The sequence below is a fragment of the Vibrio sp. 1F253 genome (assembly GCF_041439295.1).
Classification (GTDB): Bacteria; Pseudomonadota; Gammaproteobacteria; order Enterobacterales; family Vibrionaceae; genus Vibrio; species Vibrio tasmaniensis_A.
This window is the reverse complement of sequence record NZ_JBGONU010000005.1, coordinates 102,603-125,224: the sequence shown is the minus strand read 5'-3', so window position 1 is coordinate 125,224 and position 22,622 is coordinate 102,603. Positions and strand designations below refer to the sequence as shown.

Sequence of the window (22,622 nt, the reverse complement as noted above, 5' to 3'; positions counted from 1 at the left end):
AAATTATGTAGGGTTGGCGTTTAGCGTCAACCCTTTTTGTTTCTGTGTATCTAAGAAATGTTAAGCACTTAGCTCTTGGATTTGAGCAACAATCGCTTTTAATCCATTGCCGCGAGATGGGCTTAGATGGGTAATTAAACCGATTTGTTCAAAGTATCCATCGATATCGAACGCTTGAATCTGCTCTGATGTTTTTCCATCATACGCAGCCATCACTAATGCAATCAGACCGCGAACGATACGCGCATCAGAATCAGCACAAAAGCGCCAAACACCGTCGATATTTTGAGAAACCAACCACACTTGGCTTTCACAACCAGATACGACAACCTGTTCACTTTTCAGTTCATCAGGCATGCTAGGCAGTTTCTTACCCCACTGAATCACCTGGCGATAACGATCTTCCCAGCCGCTGAAAGTCTGCATTTTTGCGACAATATCATCACTGGTAATTTCTTTGCCGAATGGAAAGCTTGGGAATGTGGTCATTTTAATATCCAGTCGATTGTTAATTGAGAAGAAGACGTTACTTAGCGTGCTTTTGAACGATCTTTTCTACGATACGTGAAACCGCCACAAAACCAAAGGTAGCCGTGACAACCGTTGCTGCACCAAAACCCGTCGCACAATCCATTCGCTTTGGACCTTCTGCGGTTGCTTTCGCAGCACATACACTGCCGTCAGCTTGTGGGTACTTAAGTTGCTCAGTCGAGAACACACAATCGATACCAAACTTACGCGCTGGATTCTTAGGGAAATTATGATGACGACGCAATGTGTCTTTCAATTTCTTCGCTAACGGATCTTGAATCGTTTTAGTCAGATCAGCCACTTTGATTTGAGTCGGATCGATTTGTCCACCCGCGCCACCGGTGGTGATCACTTTAATTTTGTTGCTACGGCAATACGCCAACAGCGAAGCCTTAGCTTTCATGCTATCAATCGCATCGAGCACAAAGTCGAACTCTTTCGATAGGTATTCAGCCTGATTATCTGGCCCGATAAAGTCATCAATCAGGTTCACTTTACACTCAGGGTTAATCAGCTTAACGCGCTCTGCCATCACTTCGATTTTGCTCTTGCCAACCGTACCCGACATAGCGTGGATCTGACGGTTGATGTTCGTCACGCACACATCATCCATATCGATCAATGTCAGCTCACCTAAACCAGTACGAGCAAGCGCTTCAACCGCCCATGAACCGACACCGCCAATACCGATCACACACACGTGTGCTGCTCTAAGTATGTCGACTTCACTATTGCCATACAGGCGACGAGTGCCACCAAATCGTTGGTCATAGTTTTCTGAAGCTGGAGTGGTCAATTCACGCATTGTTGCCGCCAATTTATTTCTGAGAAAAAGAAAAGAGTGCGTTTTATACGCACTCTTGAATTAAAAGTCTAGGGGATTAGCGATTCGCTTTCAATGCCCCATTTTATTGTTGTTTACTCGACCTTTTCAGGAGGCAAAGCCCAAGGCGCTTCGGTTGCGCTGCCATCTAGACCCAGCTTCCACACCCGACCAAAATGCTTGTAATGACCCGCTTCAGTTCCTGCTCGTGGGCCCATACCATGGTAGAGGTCCAAATGGTTTTGCTTAACCGCACCACCGGTATCTAAAACCAATAGTAGTCTTAGTTGGTGCGCGCCGCTCCAAGTACCATCAGCATTCAGTAACGGAACCTCAGCCAGGATAGGTGTTCCCATTGGTAAGATAGAGCGATCGCCCGCTACCGCCGCCATCGGTAATAAAGGAATGCCAGCACTTCCCATTACGGATAGATCATCTCTCGCGCTAAAGAAGACGAAAGATGGGTTTTGCTCAAGCAGCTCTTTTACCACTTCAGGATCGTTCGCCAATACCCACTCTTTGATAGCTTTCAATGACATTTTTTCTCGTGGCACTAAACCTCGTTCGATCAAAACACGACCAATACTCACGTAAGCTTTATTGTTCTTACCCGCGTATGCAAAATACTGCAGCGTGTCATCATCTCCGAAATGCACAAAGCCGCTGCCCTGTACTTCCATCATAAATGGGTCGATACGGTTTGCTGAATAACCTAACTCAAGACCTTGGCCTTCTAATGCACCGTTGTAGATCTCTTCGCGTGTTGGACACTCTTTATCACACTCTGGAAGCCCATAAACAGGGAATCGGTATTCTTCGTTTGCTTCATGTCGCAGTTCCATTACAGGAGAAAAGTAACCCGTGAATAAAACATTACCTTGTTTATCACCACCACCTAATTGAGCAGTTTGAACGCCAAAATTCGCTAGCTCGCTTGGCTCTCCACTCAGCACCGCCCATTCATTGAGTTGCTGATAAAGCGGCTCATAGATTTTAGCCATCGAAGGGGATTTAGAAACCACCATCTCAGCTTGCTCTGCAAATGCGGTGAAGTCTCTTGGTTTATTAGATTCAACCAAATCGACCTTATTTAAGGTTCGGGGAAATTCACCGTCAAGGTGTTGTTGGGCAAGATCAGTGGGTTGAGCACAGCCAAATAAGAAAGAGGCAGCAACAAGGGGAAGCCATTTTTTAATCACAAGAGTCATCCTAAATATTCTATGCATCGAGGATGACAAAAACGATCAGATAACACAATCTTAGATTGTAAATGTTTACAATAAGATAACCTATCGAACTGAGTTATCGATATAACCTTTAAGGCGAAAGACTGGATTATAGTGATTATCCGATACAAGCATCATTTCTGTTTTATCAGAATTCGTTAGGCGAAAGTGATACGTTTTATTACCTGCCTTATATTCGAAGTACTTGCCATCAAAATCAAAATGAGTCGACACAACAGAGCCTCGCACTGACACACCATTTTCACTCAGCACAAACTCGTCCGCAGCATAACGAGCGACATCTTGCTCGACCCAAGTTCCATATATTTGACTATTAGGTGTTATCGCATCTTGCACTCTATAAAACACATCGGCGAACAAGGAAGCGACGGCAAACGAACCCACCAAAGCTAAAACCATTAAACTGCGTTCAATGAGCTTACGTCTCAATTTAGGTTTGTTGCGCTGCTCTGCTCCACTGTAGAGACCTTTTGCGATCTCATCAATCTTACTCTTTCTTACTGGATTTTTTTGCATTCGTTTACGACTCATAAGGATGCTGTACGCATTGTACACTGAGACAGTTTATAAAACGAAGCCTAGATGAGAATAGTTTGCGCTTCATTCCAAAAAGTTGTTGTTTAAATTTGAATTTAAATGCTAAATTATCGAATAAATAAACAAGGAAGACTTATTCTGTGAAATTAAGAAGTACGGCGCTAGTCAAAGGCTTTAGGCAATCGACCCCTTATGTAAATGCTCACCGTGGTAAAACCATGGTGATTATGTTGGGAGGTGAAGCCGTTGCCGATAGAAACTTTGGCAACATTATTAGTGATATAGCCCTGCTTCATAGCCTTGGGGTTAAGATTGTTCTCGTTCATGGGGCAAGACCACAGATCAACCAACTGTTAGAGAAGCAAGACTGCCATACGCCTTACCATAAAAATATTAGAGTCACAGATGAATATTCTTTAGGTGTTGCAATGCAGGCGGCTGGACAACTGCAACTTGCGATCACCGCTCGCCTTTCAATGAGTTTGAACAACACCCCAATGGCAGGAACTCAACTGAATGTTATGAGTGGTAACTTTATTACCGCTCAACCCTTAGGCGTCGATGATGGTACAGATTACTGCCACAGCGGACGCATTCGTCGAATAGACATCGAAGGGATCAATCGCACCCTTGACCAAGGTTCCATCGTCCTTCTTGGGCCTATTGCCAGTTCAGTCACTGGCGAAAGCTTTAACCTGCTTTCGGAAGAGGTCGCGACACAAGTTGCTATCCGTTTGAAAGCCGACAAACTGATTGGCTTTTGTTCTGAGCAAGGGGTGACTGACGAAAGCGGTAATGTACTCGCCGAACTCTTCCCTAAAGACGCCAAGCAAATTCTTGAACGCTTAACGGAATCCCAGAACCCCGCCGAAGACATGAGCACCGGAACACTGCGCTTCTTGAAAGGAGCGATCTCCGCTTGCCGAGCAGGCGTGCCTCGTTGTCACTTGATCAGCTACAAAGCCGATGGCGCATTGATCCAAGAGCTATTCTCTTTTGATGGTATTGGAACCCAAGTGGTCATGGCGAGTGCCGAACAAGTCAGACAAGCTCAGATTGATGACATCGGTGGTATCTTTGACCTCATTCGCCCTCTTGAAGAACAAGGCATTCTTGTTCGTCGCTCAAGAGAGCAGTTAGAACAAGAAGTCCATCGTTTTACTATCATCGAAAAAGACGGTCTGATCATTGGTTGCGCTGCGCTGTACGCTTATCCAGAAGATCACATGGCAGAGATGGCCTGCGTGGCAATTCACCCTGACTACCGAGATGGAAACCGTGGGCAGTTACTGCTTGATTACATGCGTCATCAGTCCAAATCTCGTGATATCGACCAGATCTTTGTTCTTACCACACACAGCCTTCATTGGTTCCGTGAACAGGGTTTTTATGAGATTGCTGTTGATGAATTACCAATGGAAAAACAAGGTCTGTACAACTATCAAAGGAATTCCAAGATCTTAGCGTTAAATGTGTAAATTAAATTTGGAGTAAAATCTCACTTTAATAAGGAACCTATTGCAAATGTAATTGTTTCCAATGTGAGATTTATTAAATATGCACTTTCATTCACAGTCATAATTGTATAGAATTTGCACGCTTTATGAATATCGACAAGCGTTTTTATTGGAATGCCGCCGAATGTTTAATCTATGACATTCAGGCGGTCACTGCACGGATTGCTATACCCGTTAACGATCAGCATGCTAGTAGTCATCAGTCTGCTCGTTAATATAAACAGCAAAAGAGCAACATTGATATGAGAACCATTGTTTGTAACTCGCTGCAAAGTTTTTGGGATATGGCTGATAACCAATTCTTAGAAGGGTTAGACGTACACTGCGTGTTCCCTGTGAGCGAAAATCTAAAAGAGTTTATTTTGAATTGCCAACCAAAATACAAGATAAACCATATATCGTTTACTCGAGCGTTTTTAGGTACTGATTCCTGATAACGTTCAGAGCAACCACGGATGGTTGCTTTGTGTATACGGTTTACCCTGCTATTTCGTAGTTTTACTTTCAGCTGCACCTTCACTAAAGCCACTGACTGTTAGCTGGTTAATCGACTTCCTAAACCACTGACTCGCTCTGTTTTCACCTTAATACCACGCTTCAACACATTCGTATCACTGAACATCATCAGTCGTTTCTTAGCACGTGTAATCCCCGTATAGATAAGTTCTCGCGTTAGAATCGGGCTGAAATCTGGCGGTAAGATCATCAAGGTCAGATCAAATTCGCTGCCCTGAGATTTGTGTATCGTCATCGCATACGCGGTTTCATGATCGGGGACTCGGCTTGGTAGTACGGCTTTCACACTGCCATCGGGCAACTCAAAATACACCTTCAGTCGAGGTGCGGAATTCGCACTATTTGACTCTAAAGTCGTTGAATCGGCTTCGAGCATACAGATACCAATATCACCATTGTATAAGCCCAAGCCATGATCATTGCGCGTTACCATTACAGGTCGTCCGTGATACCACAATTCATCGTTGTGCGGATTCACCAAACGTCTTGCGGCAAGTGCCCTTTCAATTCTGTGGTTGAGGCCTTTAACACCAAAGTCACCTTCACGAATAGAACACAGCAATCGACATTGACTGAACAAGTCGAGCACCGATTTGGCTCTCGCTTCTTGAGTTTCTAATTCTTCCAACGGCACATTCATTCTGTTGAGATACGCACCATACTCATTGACTAAAGTACGCAGCATCAAGTTGTAGCTGTCACTCGACAGAGGATGGTTTTCAATATCTGAAAATCCTTTAGCAAACACTTGATCGACCTGATTCGCAGAGCCGTTATTGATCGCTTTTGCCAACTGCCCGATACCTGAACGTGCATCAAAACGGTAACTCTTCTGCAGCATACACAAACTATCGGCAATCGCAGGAGGGTTAGCCGATCCTGTTTTGACCTGTCTGGGTTTAGCTATCGCATCAAAGCCTGTCATTTCAGCAATCAAGTTACCTTGCGCTGTGCTGTAGCCTGTAGAGTTAAACGAGCAGATATCACCCAACACGGCACCAGCTTCTACTGAAGCGAGCTGGTCTTTATCACCAAGCAGAATCAACCTTGCGTGTTCAGGGAGTGCATCCACCAGCTTATACATCATGGATAAGTCGACCATCGATGCTTCATCCACCACCAAGATATCAAGGTGAAGTGGATTACGTCGGTTGTGTCTAAACTCCGCTCGATTGGGAATCGCGCCGAGCAGTCTGTGCAAAGTGCTCGATTCCGTCGGTATGTTGGCCTTTACTTCAGGCGCCAGAGGTAATTGTTCAATCGCTTTACCAATCGACTCAGTTAAACGCGCCGCCGCTTTACCTGTCGGAGCCACCAGCTTGATCGTCGGTATTTTACCTTGGCTGAGTGATTGCTCAACCATAGCCGAAAGTAACTTAGTTACCGTGGTCGTTTTACCGGTACCCGGCCCACCAGAAATCACCGCGAAGCGACGACTTAACGCCACCGCTGCCGCTACTTTTTGCCAGTTCAAACAGACAGATAACGGCACTAGACTATCCAGAACATCTAAATCGGTCACTTGTTTGGCTTGAACAATCGCTTGATCGATAGAACCCCAATCCAAAGCCTGTTCATCGACGATATCTAGATGGTCACACACTAACTGCTGACGTAATACCTGAGAGGTTTGTTGGTTTGCTTCAGCCTTGGTTAAGGCATTAAACAGGAAGTGATAACTGCGTGCAAAAAGCTGATTGAGCGTCTCAGTCAGTGCTTTTTTCTGCTCAATATTGAACTCTACTGGCTTACTTAAACGGTTTAGAGTTTCAGCCAACACAACTTCGTAGTTCCAATAACGCTGTAAATAGACACGCTGCCCATCAAACATCAGCGGCTTAACGCAGTCATTAGTTGTTCCAACTAGGTTAGATGATTGCAGAACAGTCACCCAATCAATACCCAACAGTTTTTGGTTCAATTGCAGTGCCGTTTCACCGTACAAACCAAGCAACTGGGCTAGATCTGTCGTTTGTTCAGGGCCTGCCTTATGCTGCTGTATAAGCTGAGTACAAATATGCCCCTTGCCTAATTCATGGCTTACAACGCCAGCTAGAAACCCGATCTCTTGAGAATGACTCGTCGCTTGCTGAGCAATAAAACGGGCAAATTGATAATCCAACTGACGAATTGAACCTTTGTCCGCTAGGAACTTTAATACATTCATGAGCTGCTCAGGGATAAGTGAAACTGGCTTTAGCGTGTTCGCAGCTTCTGTACTGGTATTAGTGGTCGTTGTTGTCATTATAAAAGCCCCATCTGTCCAGTTTCATTGTCATTCAATTGTGCTGAACGTCTGTCTATCACTTTACCGTCAATCAATTGATCCATTTCATCGAGCAAAGCCAATGTAGGTTTCGCCGAGAAAATACCTTGTTGAGATTGGCCGTCCATTCCTCTTAAAAACAAGTAATAGACCCCACCAAAGTGCTGATCATAGCTGTAATCCGCAACGCGGCTGCGTAAGAAGCGGTGCAATGCCAACGCATAGATTTGATATTGCAGATCATAACGGTGGTCGGCCATCGCCGATTTCAATGCCTCACCATGGTAGACGGCAACATCATCACCTAAATGATTCGATTTCCAGTCGAGCACATAGTATTTACCTTGGTGCTCGAACACTAAATCGATGAAGCCTTTCAGCATGCCTTGTACTGTTTGGAAACCTAAGTCGCCCGCTTTAGCCGATAACGGATCATGATATTGAATGGTTTCATTCAGCTCAGATGCGGCCAACACTTCGATCGGCAACAAGAACTCCATTTCGACTAATCGTTGAGTTGAGCCTTTCTCGCTCAGCTTTAAGTTCTTTCCATCTAAAGCGGTGTTTAGCACCGTATCAACAAGCTGTTGAAGCACAGGTAGCCACTCTAACTCGTATTGCTCTGACTCTAATAAGTGAGTAATTACTTGCGTGTTATGTTCGCTGGTTGCTGGCTCAGTAAATTCAACATCCTCAAATAAGGTGTGCAAGAAAGTACCAGGGCGAGCGCCACGAGGGAACGTGAATATAGAACGTTCAGGTTCAATCAATTCCGACTCGTCTTGTTCATCAGCCGAATCAATATCAAAACCTGACACCTCAATCGTCGCATCATGGTTTGCGCCGTGACTGCCTTGTTTTACAAGCCCCGAGTAACTGGTGATTCGCCAAGCTCGGTCAATTGAAGCTTTAAGTTCACTAGCCTGTAAGTCGTCACTCACTTGCTCTGTTTGCACAAAAACTTGTTCGTGAGCGGTAGGCGTTTCAGACAGCAATACGCTTGAATTCTTACCCTCAATCGCTGACAGAGCTTGATGTAACTCAGCGATGCCTTGCTCTTGTCCATTTTGAACCAAGTAGCCCATGGCACTTAAGTGAACGCCGGTCGGCTCTTTGGTTGAACGCCCTTTACGTAAAGGAGCCATACCAATGAAACAACCGTAAACGGCACGAGTAAGCGCCACGTAAATCAAACGTAAGTCTTCCGCCAATCGCTCTTTGTCGGCTTGCGCTAAGGCACTGTCGCTACCCGTAATATCAAGCACTGTGGTATCTGATTCATGGTCGTAGAACTTACCTTCACTCGCTTCACGATAACTCGCCACGAACGGCAGGAATACTAGGTCATATTCCAAACCTTTCGATTTATGAATAGTGACGATTTGAACTAAGTTTCTCTCTGATTCAAGGCGTTGAATGTCGTCTTCACTGCCACCTAAACCATTTTGCGCATCTGATATCGCTTCTGCTAGCCAACGTAACAAGCCATAGTCACTGTCGAGCTCCTGCCTAGCTTGTTGCAACAGTTCGCCAATGTGCATCAAATCAGTGAGTGAGCGCTCACCATTTTCTTCTTCTAGTAAGCGTTCCGCGAGGTGCCTTTTACTGATCACGCTGCGAAGCATTGGTAATACGCCACGTTGCAGCCACAACTTACGATATTCTCGGAATTCGTTAACGACATTTTCCCAAACCACTTCATCGTTGTTGAGTTCATCCAATGATGCGGCATCCAAAGCAAACAACTCTGACGCTAAACTCGCACGCAATGCACGGTCATTTTCAGGCGTCAGCACCGCTTGCAGTAGGCGTTGAATGTCTTGTGCGACCAAGCTGGTGAACACGCTATCTCGGTTAGACAAATACACGCTCGCAATGCCTTGTTCCGACAACGCATTTTTAATTAGGCGACCTTCACTACCAGTTCGAACCAAGACAGCAATATCACCTGCATTCACGGCATGTTGTTTTTTACCGTTATCAAAATAAGCTTGCTCGTTTTGAGAAGCGGTCAAAATGGTTTGAATTTGACTCGCCGTCGCCTCAGCCATTGCTTTGTGATATTCGCCTTTCGGTAAGGGCTTGTCTTCCGCTTCTTGTAGCCAAAAGGTCAGTGCATGCTGGGTTTCTCCGTTCATCACCCATTGGCGTTTGTCGGCCGATGGGCTGGCTGCGACGGGAAAAAATGGAATGTCTTGGTCGTAGATAAACGGACTGTCCGAATTCATAAACACTTGGTTTACTGCACTGACCATATCAGCACTCGAACGCCAGTTAGTCCCTAAAGTGTAGTGAGCACTAACTTGGTTTCTCGCCTTGATATAGGTAAAGATATCCGCGCCACGGAAGCCATAGATAGCCTGCTTCGGGTCGCCGATCATAAACAGGCCGCATTGCGGGTTATCTAGGTAGATTCGGCTAAAGATACTGTATTGCAGCGGATCGGTATCTTGGAATTCATCGATCATCGCCACTGGGTATAAGGTGCGGATTCTCTCCACCAGCAGTGATTGCTCATCCACATCAATGGACGCGGATAACTGAGTCAGCAAATCATCAAACGATAACCACTGCTTCTGCTGTTTAGCTTTGGCTAACATGGTTCGACAATGAGTAATCGCATGTGCCTGCAAGGGGGCTTTCAGGTCTGCTGGAGAATTTAAGAAGTTCTCAATCGCTTCGAAAACGGTGTGCTGAGGTGCCGTGCCTTTCGGTGTTTTTTCAATCAGAGTAGCTTGAGAGAACTTCTCTAGTTTATCTGGAAACTGGTAATCGTGAGTGTCGCTCTGCGCCCATGCTGTTACCGCTTCTAACCAAGTCGGCAAAGACTTCTTAGTGTAGCTGCGCTTGTTCACATCTGAACCTGAAATCAAAGCCAAAAAGTCCGCTTCAGATTCACACCACAACGCCTTAAGTTGCTTCACTTTAGCTAGGTTTTGATTGTGCAGAGTTTGCAAGTCACCCGACATTGCTTCCACAGTTAGCTTTAGTGGAGAACCCGTCAGGTAGCGATTTACGTCAGCCAATAACGAAGCGGGAGAGCCCCAAATATTTCGCACTTCACCCGCCAGTTGAATTGGCAGCGGGTAAAACTGCTTACGCCAATAGTCAGCTACCACTTGCGCTTTCAGGTGACTTTCATCGGTCACAAATTCATTATCAAAACGGCTTCCAGACTCAAAGGCATTTTGAGTCAGCATACGCTGACAGAAGCCGTGAATGGTGTATACCGCCGCCTCATCCATTTGTCTTTCGGCATTGAGTAAGGTTTTCGCAGCACCAGCATGATCTTCGATGGCTTGTAACAAAGGCGCAATCACTGGGTCGTCACTTTGCCCACGTGCAAACGCGATACGTGCATCATGGATTCGAGCACGGATACGATCTCGTAGCTCTGCCGTTGCCGCTTCAGTAAAGGTCACAACCAAGATTTGGTCTACGGTTAGCGGCTCATGGTGTCGAGTGGCTTCAGTCAGATCACCTTGTGGAGCGGCCGTACCGTGCCCGAGCAGTAGGCGCAAATACAAGCCAGCAATGGTAAATGTTTTACCCGTACCCGCCGATGCTTCAATTAAACGCGCGCCATGAAGTGGAAACGTCATGGTATCGAGTGTTTTTGGAGCGATTACCTGAACACTGCTTGTGGTCGTCATGCCTTACTGCCTTTTGATAGATGAGTCTGTTAAAAATGTGACTATTGCTATAAATGTGACCTAGCGTGGAAAACGTCATTCAATTTACGTCCTACGCTAATTTGTTAATAGTTAGTGCGATCTCTCTCACGGATCAATTCAGATCGCCTCGCTACTATGCGCCCACGAGTTCAGGGGCGCGTACGAGTTTTGTACTTTACGGCGTTACTTTGAACCACAGAATAATGGTCCCTCTGACCTGTGGCCGTACAGCGAACGCCCTACACTAATAATGATTTACTGGCGGCCACTTTATTTCCTGTACCTTGCTTTTCTTCACCTTGATTCCCTTCATCTTGAAAGCAGGCATCCCAAATGCTGACCAGCGACTCTCTTTCGTTTTTCATTAATTCAGCGCACTCGCTATTGATCTTGTCGATCACAACCACTTACTCCTGATCTTCCAGATCGGCAGCAGCCAACCTTGCCGCCTGTAACACAAGCGTTGAATACATACGCGACTCAACAGCCAGCTCATCGTCCCACTTAGACCAAATACGTGAGATGTAAGTATCTCTCCCCTCACCCGTAAAGGCGAAGCTGTCATTAAAGGTATCGGCCATTTTCTTGAGCGACTTTTCTTCGTCATCGACCCACTTACCACGGCTAAAGCCCGCTTCAACGCCAGCCAATGCGGTTTTCGGGAAATAAGGCAATGGTGCAGTCATGCCTTGATAAAACAGTCGTACTAACTCAGCTAATATACTTTTCGCTTGCTGCGCATCGCCGATAGGCTGTAGCGTTTGGTGAACCACGCCCTCTTTTCTGTCGTAGCCAATAATATGGGTCGTTTTTCCGTGTCCCATGACTGCACAACATAGATGATCAATCCACGCTGCCAAATAATCTTGAGAGCGTACTTTACCGCTGCGGAAACGCACTAAACCCGATTGATAGTTTTGAGTTAACCATCCCATCAAACGAACAGGTTTACCTTCGCCTAACACATCAAGTTCGATATTCACTTCGAGATCTTGTTGCGGTGATCCGCTCACAAATCGAATTTCTTTGGCTAAGTCTTCCGCTTGAACACGGTTGGTTTCAAATTCGATATCACCAAAGGCGCCAACCGGTAATCTGCCCTGTGCTTTTTGCTCAGAGACAAACAATCGAACGGCTTCGTCTGCGCCTTCAGGGTGGCCTAGCAGCACTTGCAGTAATGCATCTTTAAGTTGGAAACTCTCTAAACCATTAAGTACAAATGGCTCATTGTCTTCCATCACAGGAAGTGGCGGCTCAAATACCACTTTTAGGCGGCGATTAAAGAAGTACTGCACTGGCAAACGCCAAAAACGCTGTAACTCAACCAAGTCGAGTTCTAACGGGTACGTCGCATCCAACAAATAATCATCCAATGCACGATTGAATTCACCACTGCGTTCACCGGAACGGTTAGCCGCAGGAAGCCACTCTTTGGCGTAACTCAGCACATGGCTCGCATCACCTTGAGTAAAAGCTGCGGGGCTGAACGGTGTCATGGTGTGTTCAAAGCTGATCGCTTGAGTCAGATTGATGCCTGAATCATCACTTGGTAACGCTTGGTCGTCACTCAAGCAGTAATTCTGCTGACAGTACTCTATCAACTCTGAAACGAGCACCGATGGCACTCGCTCGGTATTATCTTGAATTGAACGGCCGACATAGCTGATGTACAAGCATTCTTGCGCCGACAGCATCGCCTCTAAGAATAGATAGCGGTCATCATCACGACGAGAACGATCGCCCGGTCGTGTGCGTCCGTTCATTAGATCAAAACCTTCTGGCGGCATTGAGCGAGGGTAAACACCATCATTCATGCCTAACAAACAGACGGTTTTGAACGGAATAGAACGCATCGGCATTAAGGTACAAAAGTTAACTTGGCCCGCTAAGAAACGCTGGCTAATACGCGCGCCAGATAACTTATTATTGAGGTACTGATAGATAATGCTTGGCGACAACTCTTGTTCATACAAGGCATCATCAAGCTGTTCATTCAGTTGCGAAAGTGCATCGCGAATCGACTTAAGCACCACCTCACCTTCTAACTCAACAGCAAAGAAATCATCAATCATTTGCAGCAAGGTTTCACGCCACATATCGATAGATTGTGTTTCAGTTAGGCGTTGACGGTAATGGGCAATACGATCGATAAAGTGAGCTAACTTACCTGCAAGTTCGGCGCTAATGCCTTGAACTTCGTTATAAGCGGCAATCGGGGAGTGTTCAGTTTCAAATAAACCCGCAGAATCCGACATCGCATATCCTAATAACATGCGCTGAATGCCGAATAGCCAAGTGTTTTGCTCGGTCGCAGGTAGATCAAATTCTGTCGCCGTTGAAGCATCAACCCCCCAACGGATACCTGCTTCTTCAACCCATTGCTTGGCTTGCTCGAATTGAAACTCGTCAATACCAAAGCGTGCCATCATCGCAGGAATTTCTAACAGCTCTAGCAACTCAGAGGCTAAACAGCGCGTGTTTGGTAGCGCGACTAACTGCATGAAGGCGGTCAGAATTGGGCTTTCTTGGTCTGCGGTTCTATCAGAGATCGAGTAAGGGATATAACGCTCACCTGGAGCATTACCAAATACCGCCTGAATCGCTGGGCTATAAGCATTAATGTCAGACACCATCACGATGATATCGCGTGGTTTCAGAGTCGGGTTGGCATCAAACATCGCCAACAACTGATCATGAAGGACTTCAACCTCACGCATTGGGCTGTGACACGCATGTACGGTCAGAGAGCGATCGCCAAGCTCAACCACCTGTTTATGGTTGCTGGAATCTAAGATGTGGTCGTCTTGATGATCTTCTAACTGAAGAATATCAGCTTGCAATTGATGCAGCAGGTTATCCCTCTCAACATCAATAAAGAACTCATGCTCTTCGTTGTCTGATTGAGATAGCAAGAACAGGTTATCTCTGCCCAGCTTTCCCATAGACGCAAGTAAACTATTACCCACGGCTTGGCTGGTATGCAGTTCGTCTTCAACGTTGGCTTCAATGCCATCTTTCAATGGTGATACTTCGCCTTCTAGTTGAGGTAAACCATCAACCAACGCAAACTGCTTGCGACGCTGGGCTTCAACTCTTGCCAAATATTTACGGTCGCGAATATCGCCCCAGTAATGTTGGCAAGGGTTGGTAAACATCAAGTGCACATCAATCTGCTCGCCAAGTGCTTTCAACGCATCCATGTAACGAGGAGGCAGCGAAGAAATACCAAACACAAATAAGCGTTTAGGCAGATGTTGCAGTTGACCTTGTTGCTTGGCTAGCGCTTCAATAAAGTCGTGATACAAGTTGCCACGGTGATATTTAGATTGGCCTTGAGACAAGGTTTGCTCATAGAGTGCTTGCCACAAAATCGGTTGCCAAGGGTGCTCTTGCTGCCCTTCATCATCGACCAATTCAGCAACGGGCTCTCCCGCTTCCCACATCGCCATCCACTCTGGTCGATACACCAAGTAACCATCGAAGATATCGGCAATTTTCTCTGCCAATTGATACAACTTAGAGTCATCTTCATCATTTTCAAGATAACGTTGCAGAGGCAAGAAATCAGGGTGGTCAAGCTTAGCGGGTAGTAAACTCATCAACTTCCACGTCATCGCTTCTTTGTTAAAAGCACTGCGTTTAGGTACATCAGGAAGCACTTGGGTAAACATATCCCAAATGAAGGTTGCTGGAAGTGGGAAATCGATATTTGCTGCTACACCAAACTCTTTGGCGAGTTCCATCTTAAGCCATTGAGACATACCTGGGCTCTGAACCAAGATCTGCTCTTTTTCGAAAGGATTGGCTAAAGGATCACTTTTGATTAAGTGAACGAGAAGGATTTTTAAAGTATCGACTTTATTGGAATGGTAAACAGTAAACAAAGTGCACTCACGCTAATCTTGCCACAATATAAAGCCAGATTAGCATAAGTGCCGAGTTTGGATTAGGAATATAAGCTTATGAAATACTGAAAACTTAAGGTCCGTTTATCTTTTGAACTATTGATTCTTACAATCTACTGCCTACCGCACTTAGAACACGGTGAGGTTTGTAATTCATGTAATAACGAACCGCCACATAACCCACTACAAACGTTGCCACAATCAATTCTAGATAGGCTAGGTTGAAGACTTGATCCACATAGTGAGTTTCCACACCAACAGTTTGCATCCAAGCCGCCAATTTGAATAGCGCCGTTGCACCAATCACGATTGGGAATGTAAACGCCGCATAACCCGGGCTGAATGGCAGACGAAGTAGTTTGAAAAACGCGATGTAAATAATAAACGTCATCAACACTGCAATGCCAAAGAGTAACCCAATGATCACTGGCGAAGGATTTGCCGTCACCGTTAGGTAGCCTGCTAAAGATAGACTTGCTGGTGCCGCCATAATCGCAATGGTTGGTTTTGCTGCGTCAGGTACTTCATGAGAGAAGATCAAACGGTAGATCATAAGAGGTAGCATTACGGCATAAACCAATAAACCAAAGACTAAAGTCGCGTGAGCAACGGGTTCTAAGATCGGGTTACCTGAAAAAGAAACGTCTGCCACGATAATACCGATTGGTGGCACAAACCAACTTGGCACCATGTGGTGAATCTCAAAGTTTTTAGCTCTGTGGTATAAGAAGCTCACCAAGAACACAACATGTAACGCTACCGAAGCGAGCCACACAGCTTCTTGTAAGAATTGAGAGATCGGAGCCAACGAAGCAGACACCACCATACAACCCATTGCGAATGTGGGTACAACACTGCCGACAACAGGGTGAGCAAGGTCTTCACGTAATAAGTGGCCGTGAATCAAAAATTTCACAGCTAAAACAAGAAGCAATACCGCCGCAATACCAGCACTGACCCACTGCACCAAACCCGGTGTGTGCAAAATACCTTGTGCGACTAAAACACCATCCCAACACCAGCCTAAACTTGCAATTGCGAGTGCTAACCCTGCCATGGGAGTTGGAGCTCCTGTTAATCTATATTTAATACGTTGAATCATGTCAGCCTCTCTTAAACTTAATTCACTAAACTTGTGAACTCATCAGCTTGTTGAAGCCATAATACGCTTGCGCTTCGTTAAACAATATCCAATTATATATAACAAATGTTCATTAATACTGAACGATACCTTTCCACCAGCAGCGTAAAACTAGGAACCTGATGGCTAATATTTCAATCAAACAACTCAAAGTGTTTGTCACTATTACCCAGCATTCGACATTGACCGCAGCCTCTGAGGCTCTGTTTCTGTCTAAGGCCGCGGTCAGCATGGCGCTAGGCGAAATGGAGAAACAACTCGGTCACTCTCTATTTGACCGGGTTAATAACCGATTAATTCTCAATCAAGAAGGACAAAAGCTTCTTCCTTTGGCGGATGAGATATTACATCGTGCTGCTGGTATTGATGTTTTGTTCCGTGACGACCAGCCTTTAAGTGGCAATCTAAAGGTCGGTGCGAGTGACACAATTGGTAATCAGGTCGCACCGTTTATTCTGTCTGGCTTTCGCGAGCTAACTCAGCATCAAGATCAGAGCTTATTCATTTCAAACAGTGCGCTGATCTGCCAAAAGTTGGTGGATTATGAACTGGATATCGCGTTAATTGAAGGAAAAACACTCCATCCGGAGTTGATCTCTAGCCAGTTCAGTAGCGATGAAATGTGTATCATTGTTAGTAATCAACACCCTCTCAATTCAAAAGAAAAAGTGATTTTAAGCGATTTAGAAGATAGTCATTGGATTTTACGTGAGTCTGGTTCAGGCACTCGCGAGTTTTTCCTGCGTGCCGTCGCACCACGCATCGAACATTGGTATGAATCCTTTGAGCTCAACACGACTGAGGCGATCATCAATTCTGTTTCTGCCAATCTTGGATTCGCGTGTTTATCACGGCTGGCTGCGCAACGAGCAATTGACTCAGGCCGAGTGAAAGCACTCGATGTCCCACTCGACATGAAACGTCGATTCTGGATGCTGGTCCATAAAGACAAATATCAAAGCCCGCTACTGAAATCTTTCATGAGTTATTGTGAAGACTGGGCTACACATCAAGATTGAGGCCGCATTGTTAGGGCTCCAACTGGACTTTTAACATCAGAAACTGTATAAAAAGCCAGTAAAATTTATCAAACTTAGAGGATTAACCATGGCTGTTATCGTCAAGTACGTGGTCGAACGCAACGGAGAAGAGAAAATGACTTTTACCTCTAAAGCCGAAGCTGACGCATACGACAAAATGCTGGATATGGCTGATGAGCTTTTTGAACTATTAAGCAAAAGCGATTTAGTTGAAGATGAAGGCAAGCAAGAAGAGCTTGCAATGTACCTAGCGAAGAACAAAGAAGAAGTTCTTTACGCATTAGGTGCTAAGCGTAAACCAGCTCCGAAAAAAGAAAAGAAGCTTGAAGCTGTTGAAGACGCAGAAGAAGATGCCGCTTAATTAACTGAAGTTTTCTAAAAACGTCAATAATGTCTCTAATCAGAGCTCGTTATTGGCGTTTTTTTATACTTATCGAAATATAATGAACTCTGTTTATAGTCGAAATCGCTCTAAACATTCGCTTGCACAAAAGTGTGATTAAGATCTAATCTATAGCCATCAGGTGATGGGGTTCCACCTAAGCTTTTGCTTCAACCGCCCGTTCTTTTGAACCGTGCTAATGACTCCTACAGAATCGAAAACAGGTAATACTGTTGGATGTATCGCTACTCCTCCATTTTGGAATGGACTTAGTCTATTAAGACCGAGCTTCATGACACCTTTGGATGATCGATACTCAAGATCTGTAGTGAATTAGCCGCACCTCTTCCAACACGTCCTGTTTTCTCAACACTCTAGGTCTTAAATGGCTCTAACTGTGAGAAAACATTATGCACTACTCTTCAGAAATTCAATCAATGTGCCCTATTCAAAGGGGTGATCTGCACACTTCAGCGCCAATTCCAGTTGAAGGCGCCATGGTTAGCCCAAAAGATGTCATCGCTATTTCTGGTTTAAGCCATGGCGTAGGCACTTGTGCACCACAACAAGGTGCAGCAAAACTAACGCTGAACGTAAAAAACGGCATCATCGAAGAAGCGCTAATCGAAACGATTGGTTGTTCAGGCATGACTCAATCAGCCGCGATGGCAGCCGAAATCCTCACAGGAAGAACCATTCTTGAAGCTCTGAATACTGACTTGGTGTGTGACGCTATTAACGTAGCCATGCGTGAAATCTTTCTGCAATTCGTTTACGGTCGAACTCAATCCGCATTCTCTGAAGGCGGCCTAGAAATTGGCGCCGCATTGGAAGACTTAGGTCAAACACAACGTAGCCAAGTAGGCACCAGCTATTCAACCTCAGCAAAAGGCGTTCGTTACCTAGAGCTTGCAGAAGGCTACGTGACCAAGCTTGCACTTGATGATCACAGCGAAGTGATTGGCTACGAATATCTCAACCTCGGCAAAATGATGAAGGCGATTAACCAAGGCATGCCAGCTAATGAAGCTGCTGACCTTGCGACGGGGACTTATGGTCGCTTCGATGAAGCCGTTACCACCATTAACCCACGCCAACACTAATTTTGCCAATTTAGAGGAAAGATAGGATGAACACTCAATTTAATGAATCGGTAACTCGCGTATTGGCAGAAATGAACTTCGACTCTTTAGAGCAAGCGAACCAATACTGTCTATCACACAATGTCGACCCAAAAGCGCTAGTGATGGATACCCAACCTATTGCTTTCGAAAGCGCTGCCGATGCCTATATCCTTGGTTCAGCACTGGCGCTATTTCGCAAAGCCACCAGCGCAGAACAAGCAGCGAATATCATTGGTGAAGGCCTTCAAGCATTCACCAAACCCGGCAGTGTTGCTGAGCAACGCCAGGTCGGTATTGGCCACGGTGCATTAGCTGCACGTCTTCTCAATGAAGAGAGTCACTGCTTTGCTTTCCTTGCGGGCCATGAATCTTTTGCTGCTGCAGAAGGTGCGATTAAAATCGCACTCAACGTCAACAAATCACGTCACAACCCATTAAAGGTAATACTCAATGGCCTAGGTAAAGATGCGGCTTACTTAATTTCTCGCATCAATGGTTTTACCTATGTTCGCACTCAATACGATTACCAAACAGGTGAGCTTGTTGAAACAGAACGCCGCCGCTTCTCACAAGGCCCTCGCGGAGAGATTTTGTGTTACGGCGCTGATGATGTACGTGAAGGCGTGGCAATCATGCACAGAGAAGAAGTGGATGTGAGTATTACGGGTAACTCAACTAACCCAACGCGCTTCCAACACCCTGTTGCAGGTATCTACAAAGCAGAACGTACTCGCCAAGGTTTACCTTACTTCTCAGTTGCTTCAGGCGGCGGTACAGGTAGAACATTGCACCCAGATAACGTGGCAGCAGGCCCTGCGTCTTACGGCATGACAGATACTATGGGCAGAATGCACGCTGATGCTCAGTTCGCAGGTAGCTCTTCTGTCCCTGCTCACGTGGCAATGATGGGCTTCATCGGTATGGGTAACAACCCTATGGTCGGTGCGACGGTTGCATTGGCTGTAGCAGTAAGCGAATCTCAACACGCATAACGACAACGTTGAGCGCCACGATCTATCCATAGAATAGAGTCCGTTAACTGAGAAACAAGCAATAACAGACGACCAAAACTCTACACCTATCACTAAAACCAAACAGCCAGCCTTATGCTGGCTGTTTTTTATTCACACTTGCTCTACTATCTATTTCTAATAATTATTTGTATTTAACTGCATCTTTTCAAAGGAATAATATGAAAGAGCTCATCATTCATACCATTACCGTGTTCATGGGCTTTTTTGCCATCATGAACCCAATAGCTAATACGCCAATTTTTCTTGGATTAACCGGTGACAATGACAGGGAAACCGTCAAATCGATCGCTTTCCGTTCAGTGTTTATCGCATTCATCATCGTCAGTACTTTTGCACTCTCTGGCAAACTGATCTTTGAACTATTTGGTATCACACTTTACGCACTTCGCATCACAGGTGGCATTTTGGTCTTTTTGATTGGCTTCCACATGCTGCAAGGTGATTCAACACACGCCAAAGCAAAAGAGAAAGTGAACTCAGACGCCCAGAAAGACGCAGCTCTAAGTATCGCCGTCTCACCACTTGCAATGCCAATTCTCGCTGGCCCCGGCACCATTGCCACTGCGATGAACTTTGCCAGTACCGAGGGGGTCTATGAAACCATCATAACCATCGTCGCTTTCGGCCTACTATGTACCCTAACCTATGTCTTATTTGTATTCGGCGAGCGATTTGTTAAAGCTGTCGGACCAAGTGCATTGAACGTGATAACCCGAATGATGGGTTTAATACTCGCCGTTATCGGTATGCAGATGTTGATTGAAGGGATTGAGCAGGCTTATAAAGCGCTATTTATCTAAAGAGTGTTGTTCATTTAAAGAACGTTGGTTATCTAACTTTGATATCAAATTTTGTTGAATTGCATCATTTTCTCATTGCAGAAAACTATCTCCAGAAAGACAAGCAATATCATTTTACAGACTTTATCCCGATGCGCCCTTTCATAACGAGGGCGCTCTCTTTATGATGAACGCAATTAAATTAACTTTGCTAACGGCAGCGCTTGTTATTCGAGCCGCTGTTATGAAATAGCAAAATCAAGACTCAACACATGGAGATTCAACATGGCTTACTTTTCACTAGCCTTCGGTACGGCAACCAAAAACCGCGACAATAAAATCATTGAAGCGTTCTTCCCTAACCCACTTCTAAACCCAAGCGACGCTCTTGTTGCGGCTGTTGGTGAAGTTGCAGGTTACACTGAAGGCAACCAAGCTATCGAAATCTCTGCTGCACAAAGCGCAGAACTAGCGAAAGCATTCGCAGCAAACAACGATGCAGCAAACGCATCTTTCGCAGAAAAAGCAGCAGCATCTGAGCAACCTCTTGTTCTTGTTGTTCTTGCGACTGACGAGAAGCCAGCATCAGTTGCTGAAGGCTTCCTTAAGTTGCAACTGATCTCTAACCGCCTAGTTCAACCACACGGTACGGTACTAGACGGTATCTTCGGTCTACTGCACAACATCGCATGGACTAACGAAGGCCCTATCGATCTTCCTGAGCTGGCTGAGCGTCAAATAGAAGCTCGCCTAGCGGGTCGCGCTCTGTCTGTAGATTGCGTAGACAAGTTCCCTAAAATGGTGGATTACGTGGTACCAACAGGTATTCGTATTGCTGACACTTCTCGTGTTCGTCTTGGCGCACACGTAGGCGAAGGCACAACAGTAATGCACGAAGGTTTCATCAACTTCAATGCGGGTACTACTGGCGTGAGTATGGTTGAAGGCCGTATCTCTGCGGGTGTTGTTGTGGGTAACGGTTCAGACATCGGCGGCGGCGCTTCTATCATGGGTACTCTGTCGGGTGGCGGTACTATGGTTATCTCTATCGGCGAAAACTGCCTACTAGGCGCAAATGCGGGTCTTGGTTTCCCAATGGGCGACCGTTGTACGGTTGAGTCAGGTCTTTACGTGACTGCGGGTACTAAGGTTCGCATGTTAGATAAAGAAGGCAACGAAGTAGAAATCATTAAAGCTCGTGACCTTGCTGGCGTTTCTGACCTTCTGTTCCGTCGTAACTCGATTACTGGCCAAATTGAATGTCTAGCGAACAAGTCTGCTGTTGAACTGAACAGCGAGCTACACAGCAACAACTAATCTACGCACTAGATGCTAAATTACTAGATACTAAAAAACACGAAGCCGCTGGAGGTAAATCCAGCGGCTTTTCTTTTATCTATATAAAACGGAAAGCGTTACACTTTCTCGGCAGCTAACTGCTCAAGCGCTTGAATAGAGGTTTCTGATACTAACGTACCATCCATGTAGTAACTGACCTTATCACCATCGCGTACGCCTAACAGCACCGCTTTTTGACCATCATTGTAAGTAATATCCATACGAATGGTATTCTCATCGATTTGTTTCATCTCACCCCATTCGATCTGACGATTATTAAAGCCAAGTGGGGCTTCTTTTAGTGAATCGTCTAGGCTGTCGTTCACATCAATCATGGTATCGACTTTACTATCGAAGATATGAGGCGCGCCTGTGAGTGGGTTTTTCCCCGCCCAGAATTCGATCGAGTTAAACACGATGTAATCGGCTGCGAATGTTAAAGCGTAAACGGGAGCAAGCAAGAAGTTGACCCCAGCACGAGCGTAACGGTTATCTACAACCTCAACGTTGAACTTCATTAATTTCCCAGTAACGGCATTACTACCGACACACCCAGCTAACGACATGACAATCGCTGCCACTGCAACTGCTTTTGTGATTGTTGTTTTCATAGATCCCTCTTATGCCACAATGATTGATTCGGTTTTTGCATAGCCAAACAGCAGTCTTCCTGTTCACGTACAGAAATTCATGGCCTAACAAATTGATTCCATAACATTTAGCGTAGTGGAGTTTTTTAGAACAGCAAACGTTAATTGTTTCGCTCTG

At 45.4% G+C, this 22,622-nt stretch carries 18 protein-coding genes and 1 riboswitch; of the genes, 8 read left to right on the top strand and 10 right to left on the bottom strand.

Annotated features, from left to right (window positions below; translation table 11 throughout):
- Window positions 1–60 precede the first annotated feature (60 nt).
- From csdE to ACED28_RS04400, 4 genes are all read right to left on the bottom strand, one after another.
- Complete coding sequence (csdE, locus tag ACED28_RS04415; protein WP_009848361.1) at window positions 61–489, bottom strand: cysteine desulfurase sulfur acceptor subunit CsdE; 429 nt, start codon at window positions 487–489, stop codon at window positions 61–63.
- Window positions 490–526: 37 nt separating this feature from the next.
- Window positions 527–1,336, bottom strand: a complete 810-nt coding sequence (tcdA, locus tag ACED28_RS04410; RefSeq protein ID WP_009848360.1) for a tRNA cyclic N6-threonylcarbamoyladenosine(37) synthase TcdA — start codon at window positions 1,334–1,336, stop codon at window positions 527–529.
- A 113-nt stretch (window positions 1,337–1,449) separates the two neighbouring features.
- Window positions 1,450–2,562 carry a murein transglycosylase A gene (mltA, locus tag ACED28_RS04405; RefSeq protein WP_009848359.1) on the bottom strand — a complete coding sequence of 371 codons (1,113 nt, stop codon included), beginning with the start codon at window positions 2,560–2,562 and terminating at the stop codon, window positions 1,450–1,452.
- A gap of 81 nt (window positions 2,563–2,643) precedes the next feature.
- Complete coding sequence (locus ACED28_RS04400; RefSeq protein WP_017098026.1) at window positions 2,644–3,132, bottom strand: DUF2850 domain-containing protein; 489 nt, start codon at window positions 3,130–3,132, stop codon at window positions 2,644–2,646.
- A 146-nt stretch (window positions 3,133–3,278) separates the two neighbouring features.
- Here ACED28_RS04400 and argA point away from each other — a divergent pair, with 146 nt between their 5' ends.
- Together argA and ACED28_RS04390 are read left to right on the top strand one after the other, a co-directional pair.
- Complete coding sequence (gene argA, locus ACED28_RS04395) at window positions 3,279–4,616, top strand: amino-acid N-acetyltransferase (protein ID WP_371709379.1); 1,338 nt, start codon at window positions 3,279–3,281, stop codon at window positions 4,614–4,616.
- 281 nt (window positions 4,617–4,897) lie between these two features.
- A complete protein-coding gene (locus ACED28_RS04390) occupies window positions 4,898–5,089 on the top strand; it encodes a hypothetical protein (protein ID WP_009848356.1) in 192 nt (63 codons plus the stop codon).
- A 101-nt stretch (window positions 5,090–5,190) separates the two neighbouring features.
- Here the strand turns inward: ACED28_RS04390 and recD are convergent, their stop codons facing one another.
- The 5 genes from recD to ACED28_RS04365 form a co-directional block, all read right to left on the bottom strand.
- Entirely contained in the window at window positions 5,191–7,416 is a 2,226-nt protein-coding gene (gene recD / locus ACED28_RS04385; protein ID WP_371709378.1) for an exodeoxyribonuclease V subunit alpha, read from the bottom strand.
- Entirely contained in the window at window positions 7,416–11,090 is a 3,675-nt protein-coding gene (recB, locus tag ACED28_RS04380) for an exodeoxyribonuclease V subunit beta (protein WP_371709377.1), read from the bottom strand. The genes recD and recB overlap by 1 nt, the downstream gene beginning before the upstream one ends.
- Window positions 11,091–11,350: 260 nt before the next feature.
- Window positions 11,351–11,512, bottom strand: a complete 162-nt coding sequence (locus ACED28_RS04375; protein WP_167851843.1) for a hypothetical protein — start codon at window positions 11,510–11,512, stop codon at window positions 11,351–11,353.
- 6 nt (window positions 11,513–11,518) lie between these two features.
- On the bottom strand, window positions 11,519–14,995 hold the full coding sequence (recC, locus tag ACED28_RS04370) for an exodeoxyribonuclease V subunit gamma (protein ID WP_371709376.1): 3,477 nt from the start codon (window positions 14,993–14,995) through the stop codon (window positions 11,519–11,521).
- A 127-nt stretch (window positions 14,996–15,122) separates the two neighbouring features.
- Entirely contained in the window at window positions 15,123–16,118 is a 996-nt protein-coding gene (locus ACED28_RS04365; protein ID WP_017098030.1) for a TDT family transporter, read from the bottom strand.
- Between the two features lie 161 nt (window positions 16,119–16,279).
- Between ACED28_RS04365 and ACED28_RS04360 the strand changes: the two genes are divergently transcribed.
- From ACED28_RS04360 to dapD, 6 genes are all read left to right on the top strand, one after another.
- Window positions 16,280–17,176 carry a LysR family transcriptional regulator gene (locus ACED28_RS04360; RefSeq protein ID WP_009848350.1) on the top strand — a complete coding sequence of 299 codons (897 nt, stop codon included), beginning with the start codon at window positions 16,280–16,282 and terminating at the stop codon, window positions 17,174–17,176.
- 88 nt (window positions 17,177–17,264) lie between these two features.
- Window positions 17,265–17,558: a YebG family protein gene (locus ACED28_RS04355; RefSeq protein ID WP_004735185.1), complete on the top strand. Its 294-nt coding sequence runs from the start codon at window positions 17,265–17,267 to the stop codon at window positions 17,556–17,558.
- A gap of 153 nt (window positions 17,559–17,711) precedes the next feature.
- Window positions 17,712–17,795: riboswitch (Fluoride riboswitch) on the top strand.
- Window positions 17,796–17,989: 194 nt separating this feature from the next.
- The gene (locus ACED28_RS04350) at window positions 17,990–18,682 is read left to right on the top strand and encodes an iron-sulfur cluster assembly scaffold protein (RefSeq protein ID WP_009848349.1); all 693 of its coding nucleotides are present in this window, start codon (window positions 17,990–17,992) and stop codon (window positions 18,680–18,682) included.
- 26 nt (window positions 18,683–18,708) lie between these two features.
- Window positions 18,709–19,695, top strand: coding sequence for a GGGtGRT protein (locus ACED28_RS04345; RefSeq protein WP_371709375.1), 987 nt, complete (start codon window positions 18,709–18,711; stop codon window positions 19,693–19,695).
- Between the two features lie 200 nt (window positions 19,696–19,895).
- On the top strand, window positions 19,896–20,537 hold the full coding sequence (locus ACED28_RS04340; RefSeq protein ID WP_371709374.1) for a MarC family protein: 642 nt from the start codon (window positions 19,896–19,898) through the stop codon (window positions 20,535–20,537).
- A gap of 264 nt (window positions 20,538–20,801) precedes the next feature.
- On the top strand, window positions 20,802–21,833 hold the full coding sequence (gene dapD, locus ACED28_RS04335; RefSeq protein ID WP_371709373.1) for a 2,3,4,5-tetrahydropyridine-2,6-dicarboxylate N-succinyltransferase: 1,032 nt from the start codon (window positions 20,802–20,804) through the stop codon (window positions 21,831–21,833).
- Between the two features lie 98 nt (window positions 21,834–21,931).
- Here dapD and ACED28_RS04330 read toward each other — a convergent pair whose 3' ends face one another.
- The gene (locus ACED28_RS04330; RefSeq protein ID WP_371709372.1) at window positions 21,932–22,465 is read right to left on the bottom strand and encodes a DUF3332 domain-containing protein; all 534 of its coding nucleotides are present in this window, start codon (window positions 22,463–22,465) and stop codon (window positions 21,932–21,934) included.
- Between the last annotated feature and the right edge of the window lie 157 nt (window positions 22,466–22,622).